This is a genomic window from Kribbella sp. HUAS MG21, assembly GCF_040254265.1.
GTDB lineage: Bacteria > Actinomycetota > Actinomycetes > Propionibacteriales > Kribbellaceae > Kribbella.
In genome coordinates this window covers 5,048,930-5,069,029 of sequence record NZ_CP158165.1, presented here as the reverse complement: position 1 = coordinate 5,069,029, position 20,100 = coordinate 5,048,930, and the positions used below count along the sequence as shown (strand labels likewise).

The 20,100-nt window shown below is 71.1% G+C and carries 22 protein-coding genes; 10 read left to right on the top strand and 12 right to left on the bottom strand.

The genetic code is table 11. The features are described 5' to 3' along the window. Window positions 1–205 precede the first annotated feature (205 nt). Genes ABN611_RS24800 through ABN611_RS24790 form a run of 3 tightly spaced genes read right to left on the bottom strand, consistent with a single transcriptional unit; the run spans window position 206 to window position 2,919 of the window. Window positions 206–1,054: an SMP-30/gluconolactonase/LRE family protein gene (locus ABN611_RS24800; protein ID WP_350274624.1), complete on the bottom strand. Its 849-nt coding sequence runs from the start codon at window positions 1,052–1,054 to the stop codon at window positions 206–208. A gap of 36 nt (window positions 1,055–1,090) precedes the next feature. Next, window positions 1,091–2,302 (bottom strand): MFS transporter, encoded by a 1,212-nt coding sequence (locus ABN611_RS24795; protein ID WP_350274623.1) that lies wholly within the window; start codon window positions 2,300–2,302, stop codon window positions 1,091–1,093. After that, the gene (locus tag ABN611_RS24790; protein WP_350274622.1) at window positions 2,299–2,919 is read right to left on the bottom strand and encodes an HAD-IA family hydrolase; all 621 of its coding nucleotides are present in this window, start codon (window positions 2,917–2,919) and stop codon (window positions 2,299–2,301) included. Before ABN611_RS24790 ends, ABN611_RS24795 begins: the two co-directional genes overlap by 4 nt. 284 nt (window positions 2,920–3,203) lie before the next feature. Between ABN611_RS24790 and ABN611_RS24785 the strand changes: the two genes are divergently transcribed. Further along, entirely contained in the window at window positions 3,204–4,124 is a 921-nt protein-coding gene (locus ABN611_RS24785; RefSeq protein WP_350274621.1) for an ROK family protein, read from the top strand. Here the strand turns inward: ABN611_RS24785 and ABN611_RS24780 are convergent. The 3 genes from ABN611_RS24780 to ABN611_RS24770 are packed head-to-tail and all read right to left on the bottom strand — an operon-like array spanning window position 4,121 to window position 6,503. Further along, window positions 4,121–4,723 carry a DinB family protein gene (locus tag ABN611_RS24780; RefSeq protein WP_350274620.1) on the bottom strand — a complete coding sequence of 201 codons (603 nt, stop codon included), beginning with the start codon at window positions 4,721–4,723 and terminating at the stop codon, window positions 4,121–4,123. The two genes, ABN611_RS24785 and ABN611_RS24780, sit on opposite strands and share 4 nt — an antisense overlap. Next, complete coding sequence (thiD, locus tag ABN611_RS24775) at window positions 4,720–5,538, bottom strand: bifunctional hydroxymethylpyrimidine kinase/phosphomethylpyrimidine kinase (RefSeq protein ID WP_350274619.1); 819 nt, start codon at window positions 5,536–5,538, stop codon at window positions 4,720–4,722. Before thiD ends, ABN611_RS24780 begins: the two co-directional genes overlap by 4 nt. Window positions 5,539–5,540: 2 nt before the next feature. Then, a complete protein-coding gene (locus ABN611_RS24770) occupies window positions 5,541–6,503 on the bottom strand; it encodes a thiamine-phosphate kinase (RefSeq protein WP_350274618.1) in 963 nt (320 codons plus the stop codon). 127 nt (window positions 6,504–6,630) lie between these two features. Here ABN611_RS24770 and ABN611_RS24765 point away from each other — a divergent pair, with 127 nt between their 5' ends. From ABN611_RS24765 to ABN611_RS24750, 4 genes are all read left to right on the top strand, one after another. Continuing rightward, window positions 6,631–6,864: an Lrp/AsnC ligand binding domain-containing protein gene (locus tag ABN611_RS24765; protein WP_198682133.1), complete on the top strand. Its 234-nt coding sequence runs from the start codon at window positions 6,631–6,633 to the stop codon at window positions 6,862–6,864. A 34-nt stretch (window positions 6,865–6,898) separates the two neighbouring features. Next, the gene (locus ABN611_RS24760; protein WP_350274617.1) at window positions 6,899–7,393 is read left to right on the top strand and encodes a DUF3515 domain-containing protein; all 495 of its coding nucleotides are present in this window, start codon (window positions 6,899–6,901) and stop codon (window positions 7,391–7,393) included. Window positions 7,394–7,516: 123 nt separating this feature from the next. Beyond that, window positions 7,517–7,933 (top strand): YciI family protein, encoded by a 417-nt coding sequence (locus ABN611_RS24755; protein ID WP_350274616.1) that lies wholly within the window; start codon window positions 7,517–7,519, stop codon window positions 7,931–7,933. After that, on the top strand, window positions 7,933–9,126 hold the full coding sequence (locus tag ABN611_RS24750; protein WP_350274615.1) for a DUF6596 domain-containing protein: 1,194 nt from the start codon (window positions 7,933–7,935) through the stop codon (window positions 9,124–9,126). Before ABN611_RS24755 ends, ABN611_RS24750 begins: the two co-directional genes overlap by 1 nt. An 8-nt stretch (window positions 9,127–9,134) precedes the next feature. Here ABN611_RS24750 and ABN611_RS24745 read toward each other — a convergent pair whose 3' ends face one another. Both ABN611_RS24745 and ABN611_RS24740 read right to left on the bottom strand, forming a co-directional pair. After that, window positions 9,135–10,268, bottom strand: a complete 1,134-nt coding sequence (locus ABN611_RS24745; RefSeq protein WP_350274614.1) for a D-alanine--D-alanine ligase family protein — start codon at window positions 10,266–10,268, stop codon at window positions 9,135–9,137. A 47-nt stretch (window positions 10,269–10,315) separates the two neighbouring features. Further along, complete coding sequence (locus ABN611_RS24740) at window positions 10,316–11,545, bottom strand: cytochrome P450 (RefSeq protein WP_350274613.1); 1,230 nt, start codon at window positions 11,543–11,545, stop codon at window positions 10,316–10,318. A 109-nt stretch (window positions 11,546–11,654) separates the two neighbouring features. Here ABN611_RS24740 and ABN611_RS24735 point away from each other — a divergent pair, with 109 nt between their 5' ends. After that, window positions 11,655–12,269 (top strand): TetR/AcrR family transcriptional regulator, encoded by a 615-nt coding sequence (locus ABN611_RS24735; protein ID WP_350274612.1) that lies wholly within the window; start codon window positions 11,655–11,657, stop codon window positions 12,267–12,269. Window positions 12,270–12,365: 96 nt separating this feature from the next. Next, the gene (locus tag ABN611_RS24730; RefSeq protein ID WP_350274611.1) at window positions 12,366–13,478 is read left to right on the top strand and encodes a PLP-dependent transferase; all 1,113 of its coding nucleotides are present in this window, start codon (window positions 12,366–12,368) and stop codon (window positions 13,476–13,478) included. On the opposite strand, the gene ABN611_RS24725 is transcribed toward ABN611_RS24730, so the two are convergent. Both ABN611_RS24725 and ABN611_RS24720 read right to left on the bottom strand, forming a co-directional pair. Beyond that, a complete protein-coding gene (locus ABN611_RS24725) occupies window positions 13,462–14,631 on the bottom strand; it encodes an MFS transporter (RefSeq protein WP_350274610.1) in 1,170 nt (389 codons plus the stop codon). The genes ABN611_RS24730 and ABN611_RS24725 overlap by 17 nt on opposite strands. Further along, complete coding sequence (locus ABN611_RS24720; RefSeq protein ID WP_350274609.1) at window positions 14,628–15,389, bottom strand: DeoR/GlpR family DNA-binding transcription regulator; 762 nt, start codon at window positions 15,387–15,389, stop codon at window positions 14,628–14,630. The genes ABN611_RS24725 and ABN611_RS24720 overlap by 4 nt, the downstream gene beginning before the upstream one ends. Window positions 15,390–15,441: 52 nt before the next feature. Between ABN611_RS24720 and ABN611_RS24715 the strand changes: the two genes are divergently transcribed. Next, a complete protein-coding gene (locus ABN611_RS24715) occupies window positions 15,442–16,620 on the top strand; it encodes an MFS transporter (protein ID WP_350274608.1) in 1,179 nt (392 codons plus the stop codon). Between the two features lie 13 nt (window positions 16,621–16,633). Beyond that, the gene (locus ABN611_RS24710) at window positions 16,634–17,194 is read left to right on the top strand and encodes a GNAT family N-acetyltransferase (protein ID WP_350274607.1); all 561 of its coding nucleotides are present in this window, start codon (window positions 16,634–16,636) and stop codon (window positions 17,192–17,194) included. On the opposite strand, the gene ABN611_RS24705 is transcribed toward ABN611_RS24710, so the two are convergent. After that, on the bottom strand, window positions 17,140–17,823 hold the full coding sequence (locus tag ABN611_RS24705; RefSeq protein WP_350274606.1) for an FCD domain-containing protein: 684 nt from the start codon (window positions 17,821–17,823) through the stop codon (window positions 17,140–17,142). The two genes, ABN611_RS24710 and ABN611_RS24705, sit on opposite strands and share 55 nt — an antisense overlap. Before the next feature lie 60 nt (window positions 17,824–17,883). Between ABN611_RS24705 and ABN611_RS24700 the strand changes: the two genes are divergently transcribed. Continuing rightward, window positions 17,884–19,065, top strand: coding sequence for an MFS transporter (locus ABN611_RS24700; RefSeq protein WP_350274605.1), 1,182 nt, complete (start codon window positions 17,884–17,886; stop codon window positions 19,063–19,065). A 17-nt stretch (window positions 19,066–19,082) separates the two neighbouring features. Here the strand turns inward: ABN611_RS24700 and ABN611_RS24695 are convergent, their stop codons facing one another. Beyond that, window positions 19,083–20,090 (bottom strand): sugar phosphate isomerase/epimerase family protein, encoded by a 1,008-nt coding sequence (locus tag ABN611_RS24695; RefSeq protein ID WP_350274604.1) that lies wholly within the window; start codon window positions 20,088–20,090, stop codon window positions 19,083–19,085. Window positions 20,091–20,100 lie beyond the last annotated feature (10 nt).

Below are 20,100 nucleotides of genomic sequence, written 5' to 3'. Positions count from 1 at the left end.
TCCGGGCAGGCGCGATCGGCCCGCCACCTCGCGTTCGGGTGACGGACCGGGATCAGCGCCGGGTACGTCCGGCGGCGAAGCACTCCATGCCGGTGATCCTACCGAGCGACCGCCGGCAGCACGGTCGGAGCTACCGCGCGACCGGCCTTACGCGGACCGGAATGCGGTCGGAGCTACCGCGCGACGAGCGGCAGCGCGGTCGGTGCTACCCCGCGGCCGGCGGTACGCGGACCGGGATCGTGTGGACCTGGCCGGTGCGCAGGCCGTTGGTGAGGCGGGTGAGGTTGTCGGGGATGGGGTCGTTCATGCGCCACTCGGCGGTCAGCACGCACAAGGTCGGGGTGTCCCAGTTGGCTAGCGCGACCGAGAACGGCGCGCGGTCCTCGAAAGGCAGGTCGATGCGTTCGAGGATCTCGCCGCCCCCGGCGACGCGGACCACGTTGGCGTCCGCGGTCTGGACCCAGATCGCGCCTTCGGCGTCCAGGCAGATGCCGTCGGGGCCGAGGTTCTCGGCGTACACCCGGCGGTTCGACAGGCCGCCGTCCGGCTCGACGTCGAACGCGGTCAGCCGGCCGGCGAACGACTCCGAGATCACCAGCGTCCGGCCGTCGGGCGTGAGCACCATCCCGTTCGGGAACTGGATGTCGTCCGCGACCTGCCGCACCGCGCCGTCCGGCGTGACGAGCTTGATCCACCCGGGTTTCGGCGCCTCGCCGCCGGCGAAGTCGAAGTCCGCGCCGTTCAGGTAGACGTTGCCCCGGGCATCCACCACCAGCTCGTTCGCGCCCTGCTCGGACAGGACCGTCACCGAACCGTCGGCCTCGTACCGCCGCAGCTTGTCGCCAGTGGTCAGCAGCCGGCCGTCCGGCGTCCAGTCGATGCACCAACCCATCAGCCGTTCGACCGGTACGTCGAAGTACTCCGCATTCCCCTCCGCGGAGACCGCGACCACCTGCTGGCCGATCCAGTTGCAGAACCACAACCGGCCGTCGTGCCACCGGCCGGACTCCGGGAAATTCAGCTCGTCGAGCAGCAGCTTCGGCTCGGACATCATCACGTCACCTCGTTCGTCGTGCGGGCTTGTTCGCCCCTACACGAACGAGGTGCGCCCGGATCGACGACTCAGGAGAAAAAGTACGGCGAGCAGCGGGAGCGTCACGAGGTACGCCGTCCGCAGTTCGACGACCCGCGCCACGACCGCGAGAACAGCCGGCGCCACGAGGATCGCCGTACCCGAGGCCATCGCGCCGACCGCGGCGAGCCGGGCCGAACTGAGGCCAGGGGTCGCGACGAGCGAGGCCACGGTCACCGGATAGAGCGGCGCGACACCGAGCCCCGCGACGACCAGGCCCAGCGCGACCACGGCCGGTGCGTCGAACACGCTGACCAGCACCGTGCCGAGCGCGGCCAGCGCCCCCGACGGCAGCACCGGCGACCACGAGCGCCACTGGATCGGGCCGATCGCCCGGCCGACCGCCATGCCGATCGGGAACGAACTCCCGAGGAGCGCGGCGGTCGCCGTCGGCAACCCGGTCGCCACCAGCCGCGCCACCGCCCACACCACGAAGCAGAACTCGACCGACACCGCGAGTACGACGCGCAGCCAGCCGACGCCCACATCCATCGCGACCCGCCGCCCGACCCGCCGCCACTTCCGCCCCAGACCGACAGCCGGAGCCGAGTCGATCAGCACCGGCACTGCATCCTGCTCAGGAGCTGGATCGTTCGGCACCGACGCCGGACGCCGCCGCCGGGTGAGGACGGCGAGCAGCAGCAGCGGCGGAGCCGCGGCGAGCATCGCATAGCGGCCGCTGGGCCCCAACCCGTCGAGCGTGCCGATCGCGAGCGGCGCGAGGATGCCGGTTCCGCTGGCGACCGCATTCACCCGGCTCAGGCGAGACGCGGCCGCCGGGCCGTCGAGCATCAGCGGAGCGACCAGCACCAGCAACGCACCGCCGAGCCCGACCAGCAGCCCGCCGGCGATCGCGACGGCGTACGACGTGGCGATCGCGATGAGGATCGCACCGAGCGCGCAGACCACCGATCCCAGGGCAAGCACCGACCCGATCGACCACCGGCGGAGCATCCGCGGGCCGATCACCGCGACCAGCAGCAACCCGACCGCGAACCCGGACGACAGCAACGCCAGCCGGCTCGTCGGCTCCTCCAGGTCCCGCGCGAGGATCGCGATGCAGGCGCCCATCCCCGCCAGCACGAACCCCATCGCGGACAGCGCGACGCCGATCTGGATCTCGTCGCCACGGCTGCCCGCGTCGACGGGGGCCTCAGCGCGCGCGGTCATTCCAGACCTTGGAAGAGCCTGTCGAGCTTCCGGAGATCGGGCAGCTCGATGTCCGCCGCAATGCCCTTGAGCCCCGCCGTCAACGCCCCCGCGGCCTGCCCGGCCGTCAGCCCGACCACGGTGTCCTCGACCACCAGGCACTCAGTCGCCGGTACGCCGACCAACTCGGCGGCACGCAGGTACCCCTCGGGATCCGGCTTGCCCCGCGTGACGTCGTCGACGGTGACGAGGACCGACGGCGCGATCCCGGCCGCGGTCAGCCGCACCTTCGCGAGCTGGGCCGGCGCGCTGGTGTAGACAGCCCACGGCTGGCCGAGCCGGTCCAGGGTCGCGACCAGCTCCACCGCACCCGGCTTCGCCACCACGCCCTCGACGTCGGTGACCTCCAGGTCGAAAACCCGGGCCCATGCCGCCGTCCGCTCGGCAGGGGTGGCGTCGGGCAGGAACTGCGCCACGGTCGCGGCAGCCGGGTTGCCGTGCGCCACCGCGAGCACCTCGGCCGGGACCAGCCCGTACTCCGTCGCCCAGCGGCCCCAGCTCCGGTCCACGACCGCGTCGGAATCCACGAGCGTGCCGTCCATGTCGAACAGCACCGCGCGGATGTCCCGGATCTCCATCAGCCCTCCTATTAAACTCGTCCTCCGAGCATAAAGGGAAGGCAGCGATGACTCCAGTGCGCCGGGGACAATGGCAGACCGCTTCCGCGGTCCTGACCCAACTCGCCCGTCAACCGGGGATCACCCGGACCGAGGTCGCGCGCACACTGCGGCTGAGCACAGGTTCGGCCACGGAGGTGACCGCTCGGCTACGCGACGTGCATCTCCTGACGGAAGCACCCGCTCCCACACAGGGCCGCGGGCGACCGACCACTGTGTTGCAGGCGCATCCGGAAGGACCCGTGGTGCTCGCACTCGACCTGCGGCAGAGCAGCTGGCGCAGTGCGATCGTGGCGCTCGACGGGTCGCTGCACGAGCCGCAGTACAAGCGGCACCGGAGTAGGCGCGCACAGGTCGTGCTGAGCAACCTCCAGCGGGAGGTGCAGCGCGCCAAGCAGCAGTACGGCGCTCGCCTGCAGCTGGTGAGTCTCGCCGTACCGGGCACTGTCCGCGACAACCGCCTGATGCAGGCGCCGACACTCGAGTGGGTTGAGCAGGACCTCACGCAGGTCACGGCCGGCGTCGACGTACCGCTGCTCGCCGGCAACGACGCAACGCTCAGCGGCGTGGCGGAGGCCCGCACTGGCGCTGCTGCCGGAGCTGGTACGGCGGTGCACCTCATCATCGAGGTGGGTATCGGCGGGACCCTCCTCATCGACGGCGTACCAGCACAGGGCGCGGCCGGAGCAGGTGGCGAGTACGGACACATGCCCTTCGGCGATCGCGCCAGGGCGTGTCCGTGCGGCGCCCGCGGCTGCTGGGACCTGGAGATCGACGGACGCGCTCTCGCGCGCTATCTGAAGGAGCCGACGCCGGACGACCCCGTTGGCTACACAGAGCAGGTACTACGGCGCACTGACCGCGCAGCACGCGCAGCCGTGACCAAGGTGGTCGCCGCACTGGGCTACGGCATCGCAGGTCTCGTGAACGCGCACGACCCGGACGTGGTGACCATCGGCAGCCTGGCCATCCCACTGCGGGCAGCCGCCGAGGACACGTTCGCGGAGGCCTATCTAAGCGGGCTGATGACGTTCCACCGCAGCGCTCCCCCGCCGGTGCTGGCCGCGACCCACCAGCCTGACGGGCCTCTGAGAGGAGCGGCCGCGTTGGCCGTCGACCAGCTCACCAGCGAGCCGGCCATCGCGACCTGGGTCGCCCAGCGTTAGTCGGCGGCCTCTGCCTCCGCAGGCTCCTCGACACGCGGCTTGGGCACGATCGGCGGCTCCACCTGCGCCAGGATCTCGGTGATGTCGTGCCGGTGGTGCTGGATCTCGTGCGCGGTATGCCGGATGATCCAGCCCAGCGACCGCGGTGCCCGCACCGGGTAGTTGTACAGCCCGAGCTTGCCCAGCTCCTGCGGCCGCAGCACCCGCGCCGCCGCCCCGAACTCGCGTGCGAACCGCATCAGCGCGGCCGCAACCTCCACCGGGTCCTGGTCCTCGTACTTCTGCTGCTTCACCCGCCCGGTCCGGTCCATCGGCGCGTACACCGGCCGGTCCTCCGCCAGGCACTGCGCGATCCGCTGCCGCTGCACCTCGAGGACGTCGCGCACGTGGCACGCGTACTCGATCGCCGACCACACCTCCGGCTCCGGCCGCAGCCGCACCACGTTCGGGTCCGGACCGGCAGCCGCCTTCGTCAGCGCCATGCTGCAGTCCGCGGCCTGCTTGATGAGCAGCGTCACCGTGCCCTGCAAGTCACCCGTGTCGTAGTTGAAGCCGCACTGCTCGCAGTACCCGTCGACCGGGGGCTGCTGCTTGATCAACTGCTACTCCCTCGAAATCTCCAGCCGTGGTCGACCGGGCCGATGCCGTCGCCCAACGCGAACCCGGCCGCGATCGCTCCGGTCACGTACTCCTTCGCGGCGCCGACCGCGCTCGGCACGTCGTACCCCCTGGCCAGGTACGACGCGATGGTGCTGGCCAGCGTGCACCCGGTGCCGTGGGTGTGCCGGTTGTCAGCGCGAACGGCACTGTACGAACGCCGTACCCCAGGGCCGTGCAGGACGTCGACGGACGCCGTACCGACGTCGTGGCCGCCCTTCACCAGCACCCAGGACGCACCGGCACCCAGTAGTTCCTTCGCGGCGAGCTCTCGGTCCTCTACTGTCTCCAGCTCGATCCCGGAGACAGGGCCCAGCTCGGTGAGGTTCGGCGTGAGGACCGTGGCGAGCGGGACGATCTCGGCCCGTACGGCGTCCATCGCGTCGGCGGCGAGCAGCGCGTCGCCGTGCTTCGACACCGACACCGGGTCCACCACCACGGGCACCTCCGGCGGCAGCGTCCGCAGCAACGAGGCGACGACCCGGACCATCGACGCGGACGCCAGCATGCCGGTCTTCACCGCGTCGACCCCGATGTCGTCCACGACGCTGTGGAACTGCGCGCGCACCTGCTCCTCCGGCAGCTCCCAGGCGCCCTGGACGCCGAGGCTGTTCTGCGCGGTGATCGCGGTCAGCACACTCATCCCGTGCACGCCGTTGGCGAGCATCGCCTTCAGGTCCGCCTGGATCCCGGCTCCGCCGCCGGAGTCGGATCCGGCGATCGTCAGCACTCGGGGCGGCGCACTCTCAGCCGGCATTCTCAACTCCTGAAATGGGCGTGACCGGTGTCCGCAGCATACGGCGAGCCGTCCACGGTCACGGTCCCGGCCGGGCGTTCCTCGTTGCCTTCAGCAACCGAGCCGATCACGGTCCAGCCCTCGGGGACGTCGGCCGGCTCGAAAGTACCCACGAGCGCGTGGTCCTCGCCGCCGGTCAGGACGAACTTCAGCGCGTCCACACCGGTCGCGGCGGCGACCGCCTGCAACGGCTCCGGCACCGTCAACGCCTTCGTGTGCACGTCGATGATCACCTGGCTCGCGGCGGCGATGTGCCCGAGATCCGACAGCAGGCCGTCGCTCACGTCGCACAGCGAGGAGGCGCCGCCGAGCGCGGCCTTCGGGCCCTCGGCGTACGGCGGTTGCGGGCGGCGGTGCGCCTCGACGACAGCGCGCGGCGAGCGGAACCCGCGGGCGAGCACCGCCCAGCCGGCCTCCGCCCAGCCCAGGCGGCCGATGTACGCGACCTCGTCGCCCGGGCGCGCGCCGGAACGCAGTACCGGACGACGGCCGTCGAGCGAGCCGAACGCGGTCACCGACACGACGATCTTGTCGGACTGCACGGTGTCACCGCCGACAATGCTCGCGCCGACCAGTTCGCACTCGTCGACCAGGCCCTGGTTGAGCTCCAGCGCCCAGGCGGTCGGCAGGTCGGCGGGCGCGCCGAAACCGACGACCAAGGCGGTCGGGCGAGCGCCCATCGCCATCACGTCGGCCAGGTTCTGCGCGGCGGCCTTGCGGCCCACGTCGTACGCCGACGACCAGTCCTGGCGGAAGTGCCGGCCCTCGACCAGCAGGTCGGTCGTGATCACCATGCGGCCGTCCGGCACCGCCACGACGGCCGCGTCGTCGCCGGGACCGACCAGGACGTCCTCACTCTGGGACAGCGCCTTGGTGACGGCCGCGATCAGGCCGAACTCACCCGTGCTCCCCAACGTCTCTGTCACGTCAACAGACCTCCCATATCGCTGTGGGGAGTCTAGGCGGTACCGTGACCGGGCAACGAGTACGCCCAGCCACCTGGCAGTACTGTGGCTGGAGCCAGCTGAGGACGACTGAGTGGAGAACGACGTGGTGGTCCAGGCCTACATCCTGATCCAGACCGAGGTCGGCCGCGCGGCCGACGTCGCCGCACAGATCGCCGAGGTCCAGGGCGTCACCCTGGCCGAGGACGTCACCGGCCCGTACGACGTGATCGTCCGCGCCGAAGCCCGCAACGTCGACGAACTCGGCAAGCTGGTGGTTGCCCGAGTCCAGAACGTCCCCGGCATCACCCGCACCCTGACCTGCCCGGTCGTCCACATCTGATCCACTCGCCCCGGGGACCCCGCCACTACTCGGTATGCCGAAATTCCTGTTCGCCGCACCGGCGCGCTCCGGTGCGGCCCGGTGCGCAGGCGTCGTACTCGGGCTGCTCCTGATTGCGGGGTGCAGCCAAGGGCCGACGCCGGTCCCCGTCCCGTCCCCCGCCCCCGAGGTCGCCGCCGCGTGCGCCGACCTGATCAAGGCCCTCCCGGCCAAGGTCCTCGACGCCGACCGCCGCGAGACCACCCCCGAGAGCCCGCTGACCACGGCGTACGGCGACCCGCCCATCGAGATGACCTGCGGCGTCACGCCACCCGCCGGCATGGCCGAGGCCCAGTCCCAGTGCTTCGAGGTCAACGGCGTCGGCTGGTTCGCCAAGCAGGTCGAGAACGGCTTCATCTTCACCACCATCGGCCGCGCCCTCTACTTCGAGGTAGCGGTCCCCTCCAAGTACACCCCCGAAGCCAACGCCCTCACCGATGTCTCCACCGCCGTCCACAAGCACAACAAACTCGTCACACCCTGCACCTGACGACGGCATACTCCCTGGCGAGATCGAAATTTCCCGGCCGGCGGTGTCCGGTCGGGGTTCGCGGTGGCGACGTCTCGGGTGGAAGTGCCCCGATGGTGGGTGCTCGGAGGACGGGAGAAGCTGATGAAGTACATGATCCTGACGTACGCGTCGCAGCAGGACTACGACGGGATGGCGGGGAAGGACAGCGGGAAGCCTGCCTGGGCGCCGGAGGACTTCGCGGCGATGGGGGCGTTCATGGAGAAGTTCAACAACGAGCTGATCGAGTCGGGTGAGCTGGTCGAGACCCGCGGGCTGGCGGCGCCGGTGCTGACCCGGCGGCTGGGGTCGAAGGACGGGCAGTCGGTGGTGACCGACGGGCCGTACGCCGAGACGCAGGAGGTGCTCGCCGGGTACTGGATCGTCGAGTGCGAGTCGTTCGACCGGGCGACCGAGATCGCGTCCCGGCTCGCGGACACGCCGGCGCCGGAGTCCGCCCGCGCGACGGCGTACGCCGACATCCGTCCGATCGTCGAGGGCCGCGACGAACTGGTGGAGTGATGCCCCTCGACGAGGTGTTGCGGGAACTCGCGCCGCAGGTGCTCGGCGCGCTGGTGCGGCGGTACGGGCACTTCGACGCGGCCGAGGACGCCGTACAGGAGGCGTTGCTCGCGGCGGCTCAGCAGTGGCCGGTGGACGGCGTACCCGACAGCCCTCGTGGGTGGTTGATCACGGTTGCTTCCCGTCGGCTGACGGATCTGCTCCGGCGCGAGCAGGCCCGTCAGCGGCGGGAGGACCGGGTCGCGCAGTGGGCGCCGCTGGGTGAGCCGGTGGGGGACGCGGACGACACGCTGGTGCTGCTGTTCCTGTGCTGTCATCCGTCGTTGTCGCCGGCCTCCCAGATCGCGTTGACGTTGCGGGCGGTCGGTGGTCTGACGACGGCGGAGATCGCGCGGGCGTTCCTGGTGCCCGAGGCAACGATGACGCGGCGGATCACCCGGGCGAAGGCGGGCGTGAAGGACAGCGGCGCGCGGTTCACGCTGCCGGCCGATCGCGACGAGCGCCTCGGCGCGGTGCTGAAGGTCGTGTACCTGATCTTCAACGAGGGCTATGCGAGTACGACGGGACCGAGCCTGCAGCGCGTCGAGCTCGCGGCGGAAGGGATCCGGCTGGCGCGGATGCTGCACCGGTTGCTACCGGACGACCCCGAGGTCGCCGGGTTGCTCGCGTTGCTGCTGCTCACCGACGCGCGGCGGCCGGCGCGCACCGGGCTGCACGGTGAACTGGTGCCGATGGAAGCGCAGGACCGGTCGCTGTGGATCCGGGAGCTGATCCGCGAGGGCGTGGACCTGATCACGGCGACGCTGCCGCGCGGACCGGTCGGGCCGTACCAGTTGCAGGCGGCGATCGCGGCGCTCCACGACGAGGCGCCGACCGCTGACGCGACGGACTGGCCGCAGATCGTCGCGCTGTACGAGGTGCTGCTGCAGCTCACCGACAACCCGATGGTCGCGCTCAACCACGTGGTCGCGGTCGCGATGGCGCGCGGGCCGGGCGAAGGACTCGCACTGCTGGGGCCGATCGAGCACGACGACCGCATCGCGAACGACCACCGGCTCGCCGCGGTGCGCGCGCATCTCCTGGAGATGTCCGGTGACGCGCCCGGAGCCCGCACGGCGTACGAGGAGGCAGCGAGCCGGACGACGAGCGTCCCCCAGCAGCGCTACCTCCGCGCCCGCGCCGCCAGGCTGTAGCCCGACTGTCAGCGCAGGCCGGTGGGGCGGGTCATTGCCAGGGTGAGGAGATGTTCCACGAGCTCCGCGTAGTCCTTGCCCGAAGCGGCCCACAACCGCGGGAACATGCTCGTGGGCGTGAACCCCGGCATCGTGTTGATCTCGTTGATGACAACGCGTTTGTCCGCATCCAGGAAGAAGTCGACCCGGGCCAGCCCCTCGGCGTCGATCGCGTCGAAAGCGACCAGCGCCTTCGCGCGGATCTCGGCGGCGATCTCCTCCGGCAGGTCCGCGGGCACCGACAGCGCGGTGTACTCCTCACCCTCCGGCAGGTACTTCGTCTCGAAGTCGTAGAAGTCGTGCCCGCCGCCCGAGACCGCGACCTCGCCGCAGACGCTGACCTGCGGGCTGCCGCCGTCCAGGCCGCCCAGAACTCCGACCTCGATCTCCCGCGGGCGCTTCGCGGACGCCTCGACGATCACCTTCGGGTCGTGCGCCCGGGCCTCCGCGACCGCCCCGTCGAGCTCGTCGAGGCTGTTCACCTTGCTGATCCCGAGGCTCGACCCGCCGCGGCACGGCTTCACGAACACCGGGTACCCGAGCGCGTCGACCGCCGCCCGGCACGCGGCCGGATCCCGCATCCAGTCGCGGTCGCGGATCACGACGTACGGCGTGACCTCGAGCCCGGCGGCCTGGAACACGACCTTCATGTAGTGCTTGTCCATGCCGACAGCGCTGGCCAGCACGCCGGAACCGACGTACCTGATGTCGGACATCTCGAGCAGGCCCTGGATGGTGCCGTCCTCACCCCACGGGCCGTGCAGCAACGGGAAGACCACGTCGACCTCGCCGAGCGTGCTCGGCACCTGGTCGGGTTCGCTGACCACGAGTTCGCGGTTCGCGCCGAACAGCACCGGCATCGCGGTCACGTCGACCTCGGGGAGCTTGCCGTCGGTGATCGACAGCCGCTCGGGGTCGCCGCTCTCCAGCACCCAGTGCCCGCTGGTGCTGATCCCGACCGGAACCACGTCGTACCTGTCCCGGTCGATGACCTGCAGGACGTTCGCCGCGGTCACGCACGAGATGGCGTGCTCGCTCGACCGGCCGCCGAAGACGACGGCGACGCGGGGCTTGCGCTGTTCTTCCCTCGAGTACTCACTCACCGGCTCGACTGTAGCGGCCCCGGGATCGGGTTCAGACCGGGGTTCGGTTAAGACCTCTTCAGATCGCGGTCGGTAGCCGGCGGGTCCCAGGTGACCGGCAATGCTGACACGCCGTACACGAGCGTGTTGTCCCGGTAACGAATCTCCTCGAACGGTACGGCGAGCCGCAGCGTCGGGATGCGCGCGAGCAGGCGCCCGAGCGCCTCCTGCAACTCGAGCCGCGCGAGCTGCTGCCCGATGCACTGATGCGGCCCGAACCCGAACGCGACGTGCGCCGCGGCGTCCCGCTCCAGGTCCAGCCGATCCGGGTCCGGGAACACGCTCTCGTCGCGGTTGGCCGACGACAAAGCGGCAATCAGATAGTCGCCCGCGCCGACCGTCGACGATCCGACCGTCACCTCGTCGGTGGCGTACCGGAACAGCCCGAAGTGCACCACCGACAGGTAGCGCAGCAGTTCCTCGACCGCCGCCGGCACCTTCGCCGGATCGGCGCGCAGCTTCGCGAGTTCGTCCGGGTTGCGCAGCAGGGCGAGCGTGCTGAGCGCGATCATGTTCGCGGTCGTCTCGTGGCCGGCGATCAGCAGCGTGACCCCGACCGTGACCAGCTCCTCCATGCTCAGCGGCGTACCGAGCTCCTCGCCGCGGGTGATCAACCGGGACAGGATGTCGTCCTCGCGCCGCGCCTGCTTCGCGAGCACCAGCCCGGCGATGTACTGGTTGAGTTCGTCGCTGGCGCGCTGGATCTCGTCCGTCCATCCGTCGACCCGGACGAGCTGCGCGCTGCGCTCCTGGAACTCGTCGCGGTCGGCGTACGGCACGCCGAGCAGCTCGCAGATCACCAGCGACGGGATCGGCAGCGCGAACTCCTGCACCAGATCGACGGGCCCGCCCGCGGCCAGCATCGCGTCGATCCGGTCCTCGATCATCGCCACGATCCGCGGCCGCAGCGCCTCCATCCGCTTCATCGCGAACTCGGTCGCCAGCAGCCGGCGCAGCCGTTTGTGCGCCACCCCGTCGACCTGCAGGATCGACCCGGTCTCGACCTCCCGGCTCAGGTCCGCATCCGGTACGACGTGGTCCGACGGCGCCGACCGCGAGCTCAGCCGGCTGTCCCGCAGCAGCGTACGCACCTCGTCGTACCGGCTCACCACGTAGGCGTCGACGCCGGCCGGTGTGGCCACCTTGACCAGGCCGTCGGTACGGCGGAACGCGGCGTACTCGCGCGCCGGGTCGAAAGGGCACCCGGACGGCCGCGCGACGGGGAAGCTCTCGGTCATGGACGCCCTCCCGGATCGAATTTGGTAGTGACTACCATATGGGCGGAGCTACCAGGAAGATAGCCTTGCCGGCGCGTCGGAGGGCGGTAGTCTGCCCGCGGAGGTGCTGATGGGACTGCGCGAGGTGAAGCGGGAGCGGACCCGCCGGCTGATCGCGGACAAGGCGTTCGAGCTGTTCAGCGACCACGGGTTCGGCCGGACGACGGTCGAGCAGATCGCGGCGGCGGCGGAGGTCGGGCCGAGCACTCTCTACCGGTACTTCCCGACCAAGGAGGCGCTGGTTCTCGAGTTCGTCGACTTCTGTCTGGCTGACGCGGTCAGCTGGTTCCGGGAGCAGCCCGCGATGGAGCTGCCGGACGGACTGCAGGCGGTGGTCGAGCGGGTCCTCGAGCAGCTGGAGACGAATCCGGACCGGATCCGCGCGGTGTTCGAGCTGGCCGAGCAGTCCGGTTCGGTGAGCGCGCACCTCAACGAGCTGATCTGGCGCTTCCGCACGGACCTCGCCGACGAGCTGGTACGGCGGCTTCCCGGCGACCCGCGGCGCGCGGAGTTCGTCGCCGCCCTCTCCGCCGGGATCGCGATGAACATCATCGAGACCGTCGTCCGCGTGTGGGTCGATGACCCCACCCCCACCGACGCCAAGGTCCTTGCCCGCCAGGCCATGCGCCTCCTCCGCACCGGCCACATCCCACTCCCCGGCCAACCCAACCTTCCCACCGCCTGACCTCGCCGGGCCCTCCACCTCCTGACCCCGGCCGGGCGGTTCCCGCATGGTGACCCGCTGGTTCCGGGGGTGTGGTGGGCAGGGACAATCCGGGGCATGACTCCTGAGCTTGATCCGTCCACCGTTGTCGTGCATGCCGGGCGGCCGGCGCGGGTTCCGGATGCGCCGGTCGGGGAGTCGCCGGTGTTCAGTTCGACGTACGTCGCCGGCGGCGAACGCGGCTACGGACGCTTCGGGAACGACGCCTGGACCGCCCTCGAGGAAACCCTCGGCCAGCTGGAAGGCGGCAGCGCGCTGGCGTTCGCGTCCGGCATGGCAGCCGCCGCGGCCATCATCGACCTGGTCCCGGTCGGCGGCCGCGTGGTCGCCCCGGAGCACGCGTACTCCGGCGTCCTCGCACTCCTCGACCAGCAAGCCGCGACCGGCCGGCTGACGGTCGACCGGGTGAACGTCGCCGACACCGACGGCGTCACCCGAGGGGTCCCCGGCGCCGACCTGCTCTGGATCGAGTCACCGACCAACCCGGCCATGGAGGTCGCCGACATCCCCGCCCTCGCCGAGGCAGGTCACGCGGCCGGAGCGACCGTCGTCGTCGACAACACGTTCGCCACTCCCCTGCTCCAGCAGCCGCTGCAGCTCGGCGCGGACGTCGTGATGCACTCGGCGACCAAGTTCATCGCCGGTCACTCCGACGTCGTCCTCGGCGCGGTCGTCACCGCGGACGACGTACTGCGGTCCGCGATCGAGCTGCGGCGCCGCAGCCTCGGCGCGATCCCCGGCTCGATGGACGCCTGGCTCGCACTGCGCGGCCTGCGCACCCTGGCGCTGCGCCTCGAACGCGCCCAGTCGAACGCCGCTTTCCTGGCCGAGCGCCTGCTCCAGCACCCGAAGGTCAGCCGCGTCCGCTACCCAGGCCTCCCCGACGACCCCGGCCACGAGCGCGCCGCCGCGCAGATGTCCGGTTTCGGCGCGATCCTGTCGTTCGAGCTCGGCGGCGACGCCGCGGCCGCCCAGAAGGTCTGCGAGAGCACCGAACTGTGGGTGCACGCGACCAGCCTCGGCGGCGTCGAGTCGATGCTCGAGCGCCGCCGCCGCTGGCCGATCGAGGTACCGACGATTCCGGAGGACCTGATCCGGCTCGCGGTCGGCATCGAGCACCCCGACGACCTCTGGGCCGACCTCGAACGGGCGCTCACTTCTTCGACTTGAGCACCGGCCCGCCGAAGAAGGTCAGCACGCACAGCACGACCGGCAGGATGAACGCGAGGTTCAGCGGCATCCAGTGCGCCAGCCCGCCGATCACCGCGGGCCCGGCGAGCAGGCCGACGTACCCGAGACCGACGACGCGCGCCATCAGCGCGCCCGACGAGCGCGGGTCGAGGTTGCCGGCGGCGGTGAACAGCTGCGGTACGCCGCCCGCGAGGCCGAGGCCGAAGATCGCCCACCCCACGAGCGCGACGGGCACCCACGGTACGACGATCACCAGCGTCAGGCCGGCCGCCGCCATCGCGGCGCCCCAGCGCACGATCGCCGCCGGGCCGACGACGGCCGCGACCCGGTCGGTGAGGAACCGCCCGACGGTCATCGCGACCGCGAACGCGCCGTACGCGAAGGCCGCCGTACTGACCGAGGTGCCGAGGATGTCGCGGAAGTGCAGCGCGGCCCAGTCGTTGGCGACACCCTCGGACAGCATCAGGCCGAACGCGAGCCCGCCGAGCGCCCAGACCAGCTTGGCCGGCGGCTTCTCCCGGGGTCCCTCGTCCGGGTCCTCCTCGGGTTCGGTTGCCTCCAGCAAGTACCGGCTGGCGGCCAGCGACAGCACGACGCAGACCAGGCCGGACAGCGCGAGCGTGACCTGCGTCGGTACGCCGGCCCGCAGCGTGGCCGCGCCGACGACCGCGGCGATCGCCCCGCCGATCGACCACATCGCGTGGAACGCGGCCATGATCGGCCGCGGGTACCCGCGTTCGACCACCACGGCCTGGGCGTTCATCCCGACGTCGATCGAGCCGTTGCCGAAGCCGACGAGGATCAGCGCGAGCCCGAGCGTCCACCAGTTCGTGGCCAGGCCGGGACCGGCGAGCGCGATGCCGAGCAGGATCCCGGCCGCGGGGACGAGCCGGCGCTGACCGAGCTTGTCGACCAGCGGCCCGGCGACCTGCATGCCGATGAAGGCCGCGCCACCGAGGACGAGCAGGAGCAGCCCGAGGGTGCTGTGCGTGATCCCGGTCGCGTGCTCGATGCTCGGAATGTGCACCACCCACATCCCGACGGCGAACCCGTTCAGCCCGAAGTACAGCCAGGTGGCGATTCGGGCGGCTCGAGGTGGGGCGGTTGGGAGCTGGAGGGAGGTGGCAGTCAAGATGCGACCTCTACCAGGGTGCCGCGTTGGGTGAGCACTGTGCGTTGGTCCTCGGGGGCTGAGTCGTCGGTGATGATCAGGTCGGGGCGGTCGGCAGGGCAGACGTAGGCGAGGGCGGCGCGGTCCCACTTGGCGCCGTCGGCCAGCACGATCGAGCGGCTCGCGACATTGAGCGCCTCCTGCTTGACCTCCGCGTCGCCCAGGTCGAAGGCAGTCAGCCCGGCGTCCAGGCTGAACGCGCACGGGCTGAGTACGGCGGTGTCGAACCGCAGTGCGCGCAGCGAGGCCACGGTCAGCGGGCCGACCAGCGACAGCTCGCCCTTGCGCGCCTCACCACCCGGCATCAGCAACCGGATGCGGGGCGCGTCCGCGAGCTCGTGCGCGACGTGCAGGGACAGCGGCATCACGGTCATCGTGCGGTCGTGCAGGAGCTTCGCGGTCTCCAGGGCCGTCGTACCGCTGTCGAGCACGATCGTCTCGCCGTCGTGGAGGTGTTCGACGGCGGCGCGGGCGATCGCCTGCTTGGCGGCGACGGCGGCCTGGGCGCGCAGCGAGTGCGGCGGCTCGAGGCCCGACGGCATCGCGGACACCGCGCCGCCGTGGACGCGCTTCAGCACGCCCTGCGCGGCCAGGAAGTCCAGGTCGCGGCGCACCGTCATGTCCGACGCCTCGGTCGCCTCGACCAGTTCCTGGACCGTGACTCGGTCGACGACTCTGAGGCGTTCTACGATCACTTGGTGCCGTTCCGCACTTCTCATGCGCAAAAAACTACCATCCGCCTGATCGTTCAAACAGATAGCGTGTTCGCTTGTGACTGATACCACCACGCTCGTCAAGCGGTCCCGGTACGCCGTCGCCGCCGTCTTCGCCGTGCACGGAGCGGTGACCGGATCGTTCGCGACGCGGGTGCCCTGGATCCAGGAGCACTCGGGGTTGTCCGCGGGCCAGCTCGGCCTGGCGCTCGCGTTCCCGGCGCTCGGGGCGGCGCTGATGATGCCGCTGGCTGCCCGGGTCAGCCACCGGTTCGGCACCCGGACCGCGCTGCGCGGCCTGCTTGCGCTGTGGACGCTGTCGCTGATCCTGCCGTCGTTCGCGCCCGGCCTGCTGACACTGTGCGCGGCGTTGCTGATCTACGGCGGTACGGCGGGGATGGCCGACGTCGCGATGAACGCGCTGGGCGTCGAGGTCGAGCACCGGCTGAAGAAGTCGATCATGTCCGGGCTCCACGGGCTCTGGAGCGGTGGCGCGCTGATCGGCTCGGCGGTCGGGACGGTCGCCGCGCACGCGGAGCTCAGTGCGCAGGTCCATCACGTGATCGCGGCCGTCGTACTGACCGTCATCGGTACCGCGGTGTGCCAGTTCGTGCTGAACATCCATCCCGAGGACGACGCCGAGCCGCCGGCGCGGTTCACGTTGCCGCCGAAGTCGGCGCTGCTGATCGGCGCGGTCGGGTTCTGCGCGGTGTTCGCGGAGGGTGCGAGCCTGGACTGGTCGGCGGTGTACCTGCGCGACGTCCTGGACAGCTCGGCCGGCGTCGCGGCCGGCGCGACGACCGGGTTCGCGCTGACGATGACGATCGCCCGGATCACCGGCGACGCGGTCGTCGACCGGTTCGGCGTGGTGCCGACGGTGCGCTGGAGCGGCGTGATCGCGACGCTCGGCGGCCTGCTGGTGGTGCTCGCGCCGCACCCGGCCGTCGCGATGACCGGCTTCGGCCTGATCGGCATCGGGATCGCGGTCGTCGTACCGCTCGCGTTCGCCGCCGCCGGCCACACCGGTCCGAACCCGAGCCAGGCGATCGCCGGCGTCGCGACCATCACCTACGCGTCCGGGCTGGTGGCGCCGTCGATCATCGGCGGCATCGCGCAGGCCAGCAGCCTGACCGCGTCGTTCGTCGTCGTGACCGTGCTCGCCGCGGGCCTGGCCGTGTTCGCGCGGGTGCTGGCAACCAACCACCGGACAGCTCCGGACGACGCCGTCCCGCGGTGATACGAATCGTCGGGTGACTGATTCCGAGATACGGTTCCGGGTCGCCGGTTCGGAGGACGCGGCAGCGGTGGCCGAGTTGCACAGTGACAGTTGGCGGCGGCACTACCGGGGCGCGTATGCCGACGCGTTCCTCGACGACGAGTCTCCGCAGTACCTCGGCACGCTCTGGGCGAAGCGGCTCGCGGCGCGCGAGGGCACGGTCACGACACTCGCGGAGTACGACGGGCAACTGGTCGGGCTCGCGCACGTGATGTTCGGCGCGGATCCGGAGTACGGCGCACTGGTCGACAACCTGCACGTCCGCGCACCCCTCAAGCGGCAAGGGATCGGCACCCGGCTGCTCGCCCGCGCGGCCGCGACGGTCGAGGACTCCGGGATCTACCTGTGGGTGCTCGAGCAGAACACGGCCGCGCAGGCGTTCTACGCCGCGCGCGGCGGCATCCAGGGCGAGCGGACGAACGTCCCGCCGCCCGGCGGCGAACCCCGCCGGCTCAACGGGCAGCCCGCGTGCCTGCGCTACTACTGGCCCGATCCCGCGACCTTGACGGCCTCGATCAAGGCGTACGACGCCTGACTCGCCGCCTCGGCGTCACCGGCGCGGAGCGCGTCGAGGACGTCGACGTGCGCGTCGAGGATCCGGTGGTCCTCGGGGATCGTCGCGGTCTGCTGGATCGACGCGGCCAGCACCTCGGCGAGGGCGTCGTACAGCCGGAGCAGCAACGGGTTCCCGCTCGCGACGACGACGACGCGGTGGAAGTCGGTGTCGACCGCCACGAACGCGTCCAGGTCGCCCGCGGCGAGCGCCGCGGCACGGGCCTCCAATGCCTCCGACAAAGCGTTCAGATGGTCCGGGCCCGCGTTGTGCGCGGCCAGCCGGGCGGCCGCCGCCTCGATCCCGGCGCGGGCGTCCAGGACGTGCGTCAGTGATCCCGACAGCTCGTCGCGGACCAGGACACCGCTGATCTCGTTGGTCGCGCGGACATAGGTGCCGTCGCCGACGCGCGGCTCCAGCAGACCGGTCAGGCTCAGCGAGCGCAGGGCTTCGCGGACGGTGCCGCGGCTGACGCCGAGCTCGCTCGCGAGCTGGTTCTCGCCCGGGATCCGCGAGCCGCGCGGCCACGCCCCGGACTCGATCAGCGCGCGGAACTGCTCCGACACCTGCAACACGAGCGGCACCTGCCGCACCGGGCCCTTCAAGTCCATGCCGTACAGTATATAAATGTAGGACATCTGCAGGGGATTTTGGAGAGGTGTGTCGTGGCGGTGCTGACCGATCCACTGAGCAGGGAACGGTCATCGCTGATCACGGCGACGGCGTTCGTGGTGGCGCTGAGCCTGCGGCCGGCGCTGACGGCCGTCGGCCCGGTGCTGCCGCGGATCGGGGTCGACCTGCAGCTCGGTGAGGCCGCGCAGGGTCTGCTGGGCACGCTGCCGCTGCTCGCGTTCGCGGTCGCCTCTCCCCTGGTGCACTTCGCGTCCCGGCGGTTCGGGATGGAGCGGACGGTCTTCGTCTCGCTCCTGGTCCTGGCGGCCAGCAGCGCGCTGCGCCCGTACACGGGCCAGGCAGGCCTCTGGATCGGCACGGCCGTGGTCGGCGCCGCGATCGCGATCGGCAACGTCCTGGTCCCGGTCATCATCAAGCGGGACTACGCCTCGCACGTGTCCCGCGCGACCGGCATCTACACGGCGTTCATCACCGGCGGCGCCGCGATCGCCTCGATCCTCGCCGTACCGATCGCGGACGCCGTCGACTGGCGGCTGTCGCTGGCGGTGTGGGGCGGGCTGGCGGTCCTGGTCGCGGCGGTCTGGCTACCGCGGACGCTCTCGTCGGAGCCGATGCCACCGGCACGGACCGACGACGAGACTCCCGCGGTCAGCGTCTGGCGGCAGCCGATGGCCTGGCTGGTCACCGGGTTCATGGGCCTGCAGTCGACGAGCTTCTACCTGTTCGTGAACTGGCTGCCCACCATCGAGATCGCCACCGGCGGCGTGTCCGAGCGCGCGACCGGCGTCCACCTGTTCGTGTTCCAGGTGTTCGGACTGATCGGCGGCCTGAGCATTCCGCTGCTGCTCAAGCACCCGACCAACCAGCGCGCCGGGCTGATGACGGCGAGTACGCCGATCCTCGTCGCGCTGCTCGGCCTGCTGCTGATGCCACAGCTGGCGATCGTCTGGGCGGTCGTCGGCGGGCTGGGACAGGGCGCAGGGCTGGTCGCGGCGCTGTCGCTGATCAGTCTCCGCGGCCGCGGGCACCACGAGACCACCCAGCTGTCCGGGATGGCGCAGGCGGTCGGCTACACGCTCGCTGCCGCCGGTCCGGTGGTCGCGGGCTACCTGACGCAGGCCACCGGCGGCTGGAGTACGACGTTGGGCGTGTTCGCGACGCTGGCCGCCGTACAGATCGGCATCGGCTTCGCGGCCGGCCGGGACACCCGGCCGGCCTGAGCCGGACTACTTGTCAGCTACTTGTCGGTGGCGAAAGCCGCGTCGAAGGCCGCTTCCGGCTTGTCGAAGGCGAGCGCGCGGATGACGTTGACCGCCTCCGCCGCGCCGACCTTGCGCTCCATGCCGGCGTCCTCCCACTCGACCGAGATCGGGCCGTCGTAGCCGATCGAGTTCAGCACCCGGAAGCAGTCCTCCCACTTCACGTCGCCGTGACCGGTGGAGTAGAAGTCCCAGCCGCGCCGCGGGTCGCCCCACGGCAGGTGCGAGCCGAGCCGCCCGTTGCGGCCGCCGCCGACCCGCATCCGGGTGTCCTTGCAGTCCACGTGGTAGATCCGGTCCTTGAAGTCCCACAGGAACGCGACCGGGTCGATGTCCTGCCACACCATGTGGCTCGGGTCCCAGTTCAGGCCGAACGCCTCGCGGTGCCCGATCGCCTCGAGCGTGAGCGTGGTGGTCCAGTAGTCGTACGCGATCTCCGACGGGTGCACCTCGTGCGCGAACCGCACGCCCTCCTCGTCGAACACGTCGAGGATCGGGTTCCAGCGGTCGGCGAAGTCCTGGTACCCGGCCGCGATCCGCTCCGCGGGCACCGGCGGGAACATCGCGACGTACTGCCAGATCGACGAGCCGGTGAAGCCGATGACCGTGTTCACGCCGAGCTTCGCCGCGGCCCGCGCGGTGTTCTTCAGGTCCTCGGCGGCGCGCTGCCGGACGCCCTCGGGGTCGCCGTCGCCCCAGACCCGGGACGGCACGATGGCCTGGTGCCGGAAGTCGATCGGGTCGTCGCAGACCGCCTGGCCGACCAGGTGGTTCGAGATCGCGAAGACCTGCAGGTTGTACTTCTCCAGGATGTCCTTGCGGCCCTGCACGTAGGAGTCGTCGTCGACCGCCTGCTGGACGTCGAAGTGGTCACCGGAGCAGGCGATCTCGACGCCGTCGTACCCGGCCTCGGACGCGAACTGGCAGACCTCCTCGAACGGCAGGTCGGCCCACTGACCGGTGAACAGCGTGATCGGGCGTGGCATCTGAAAACTC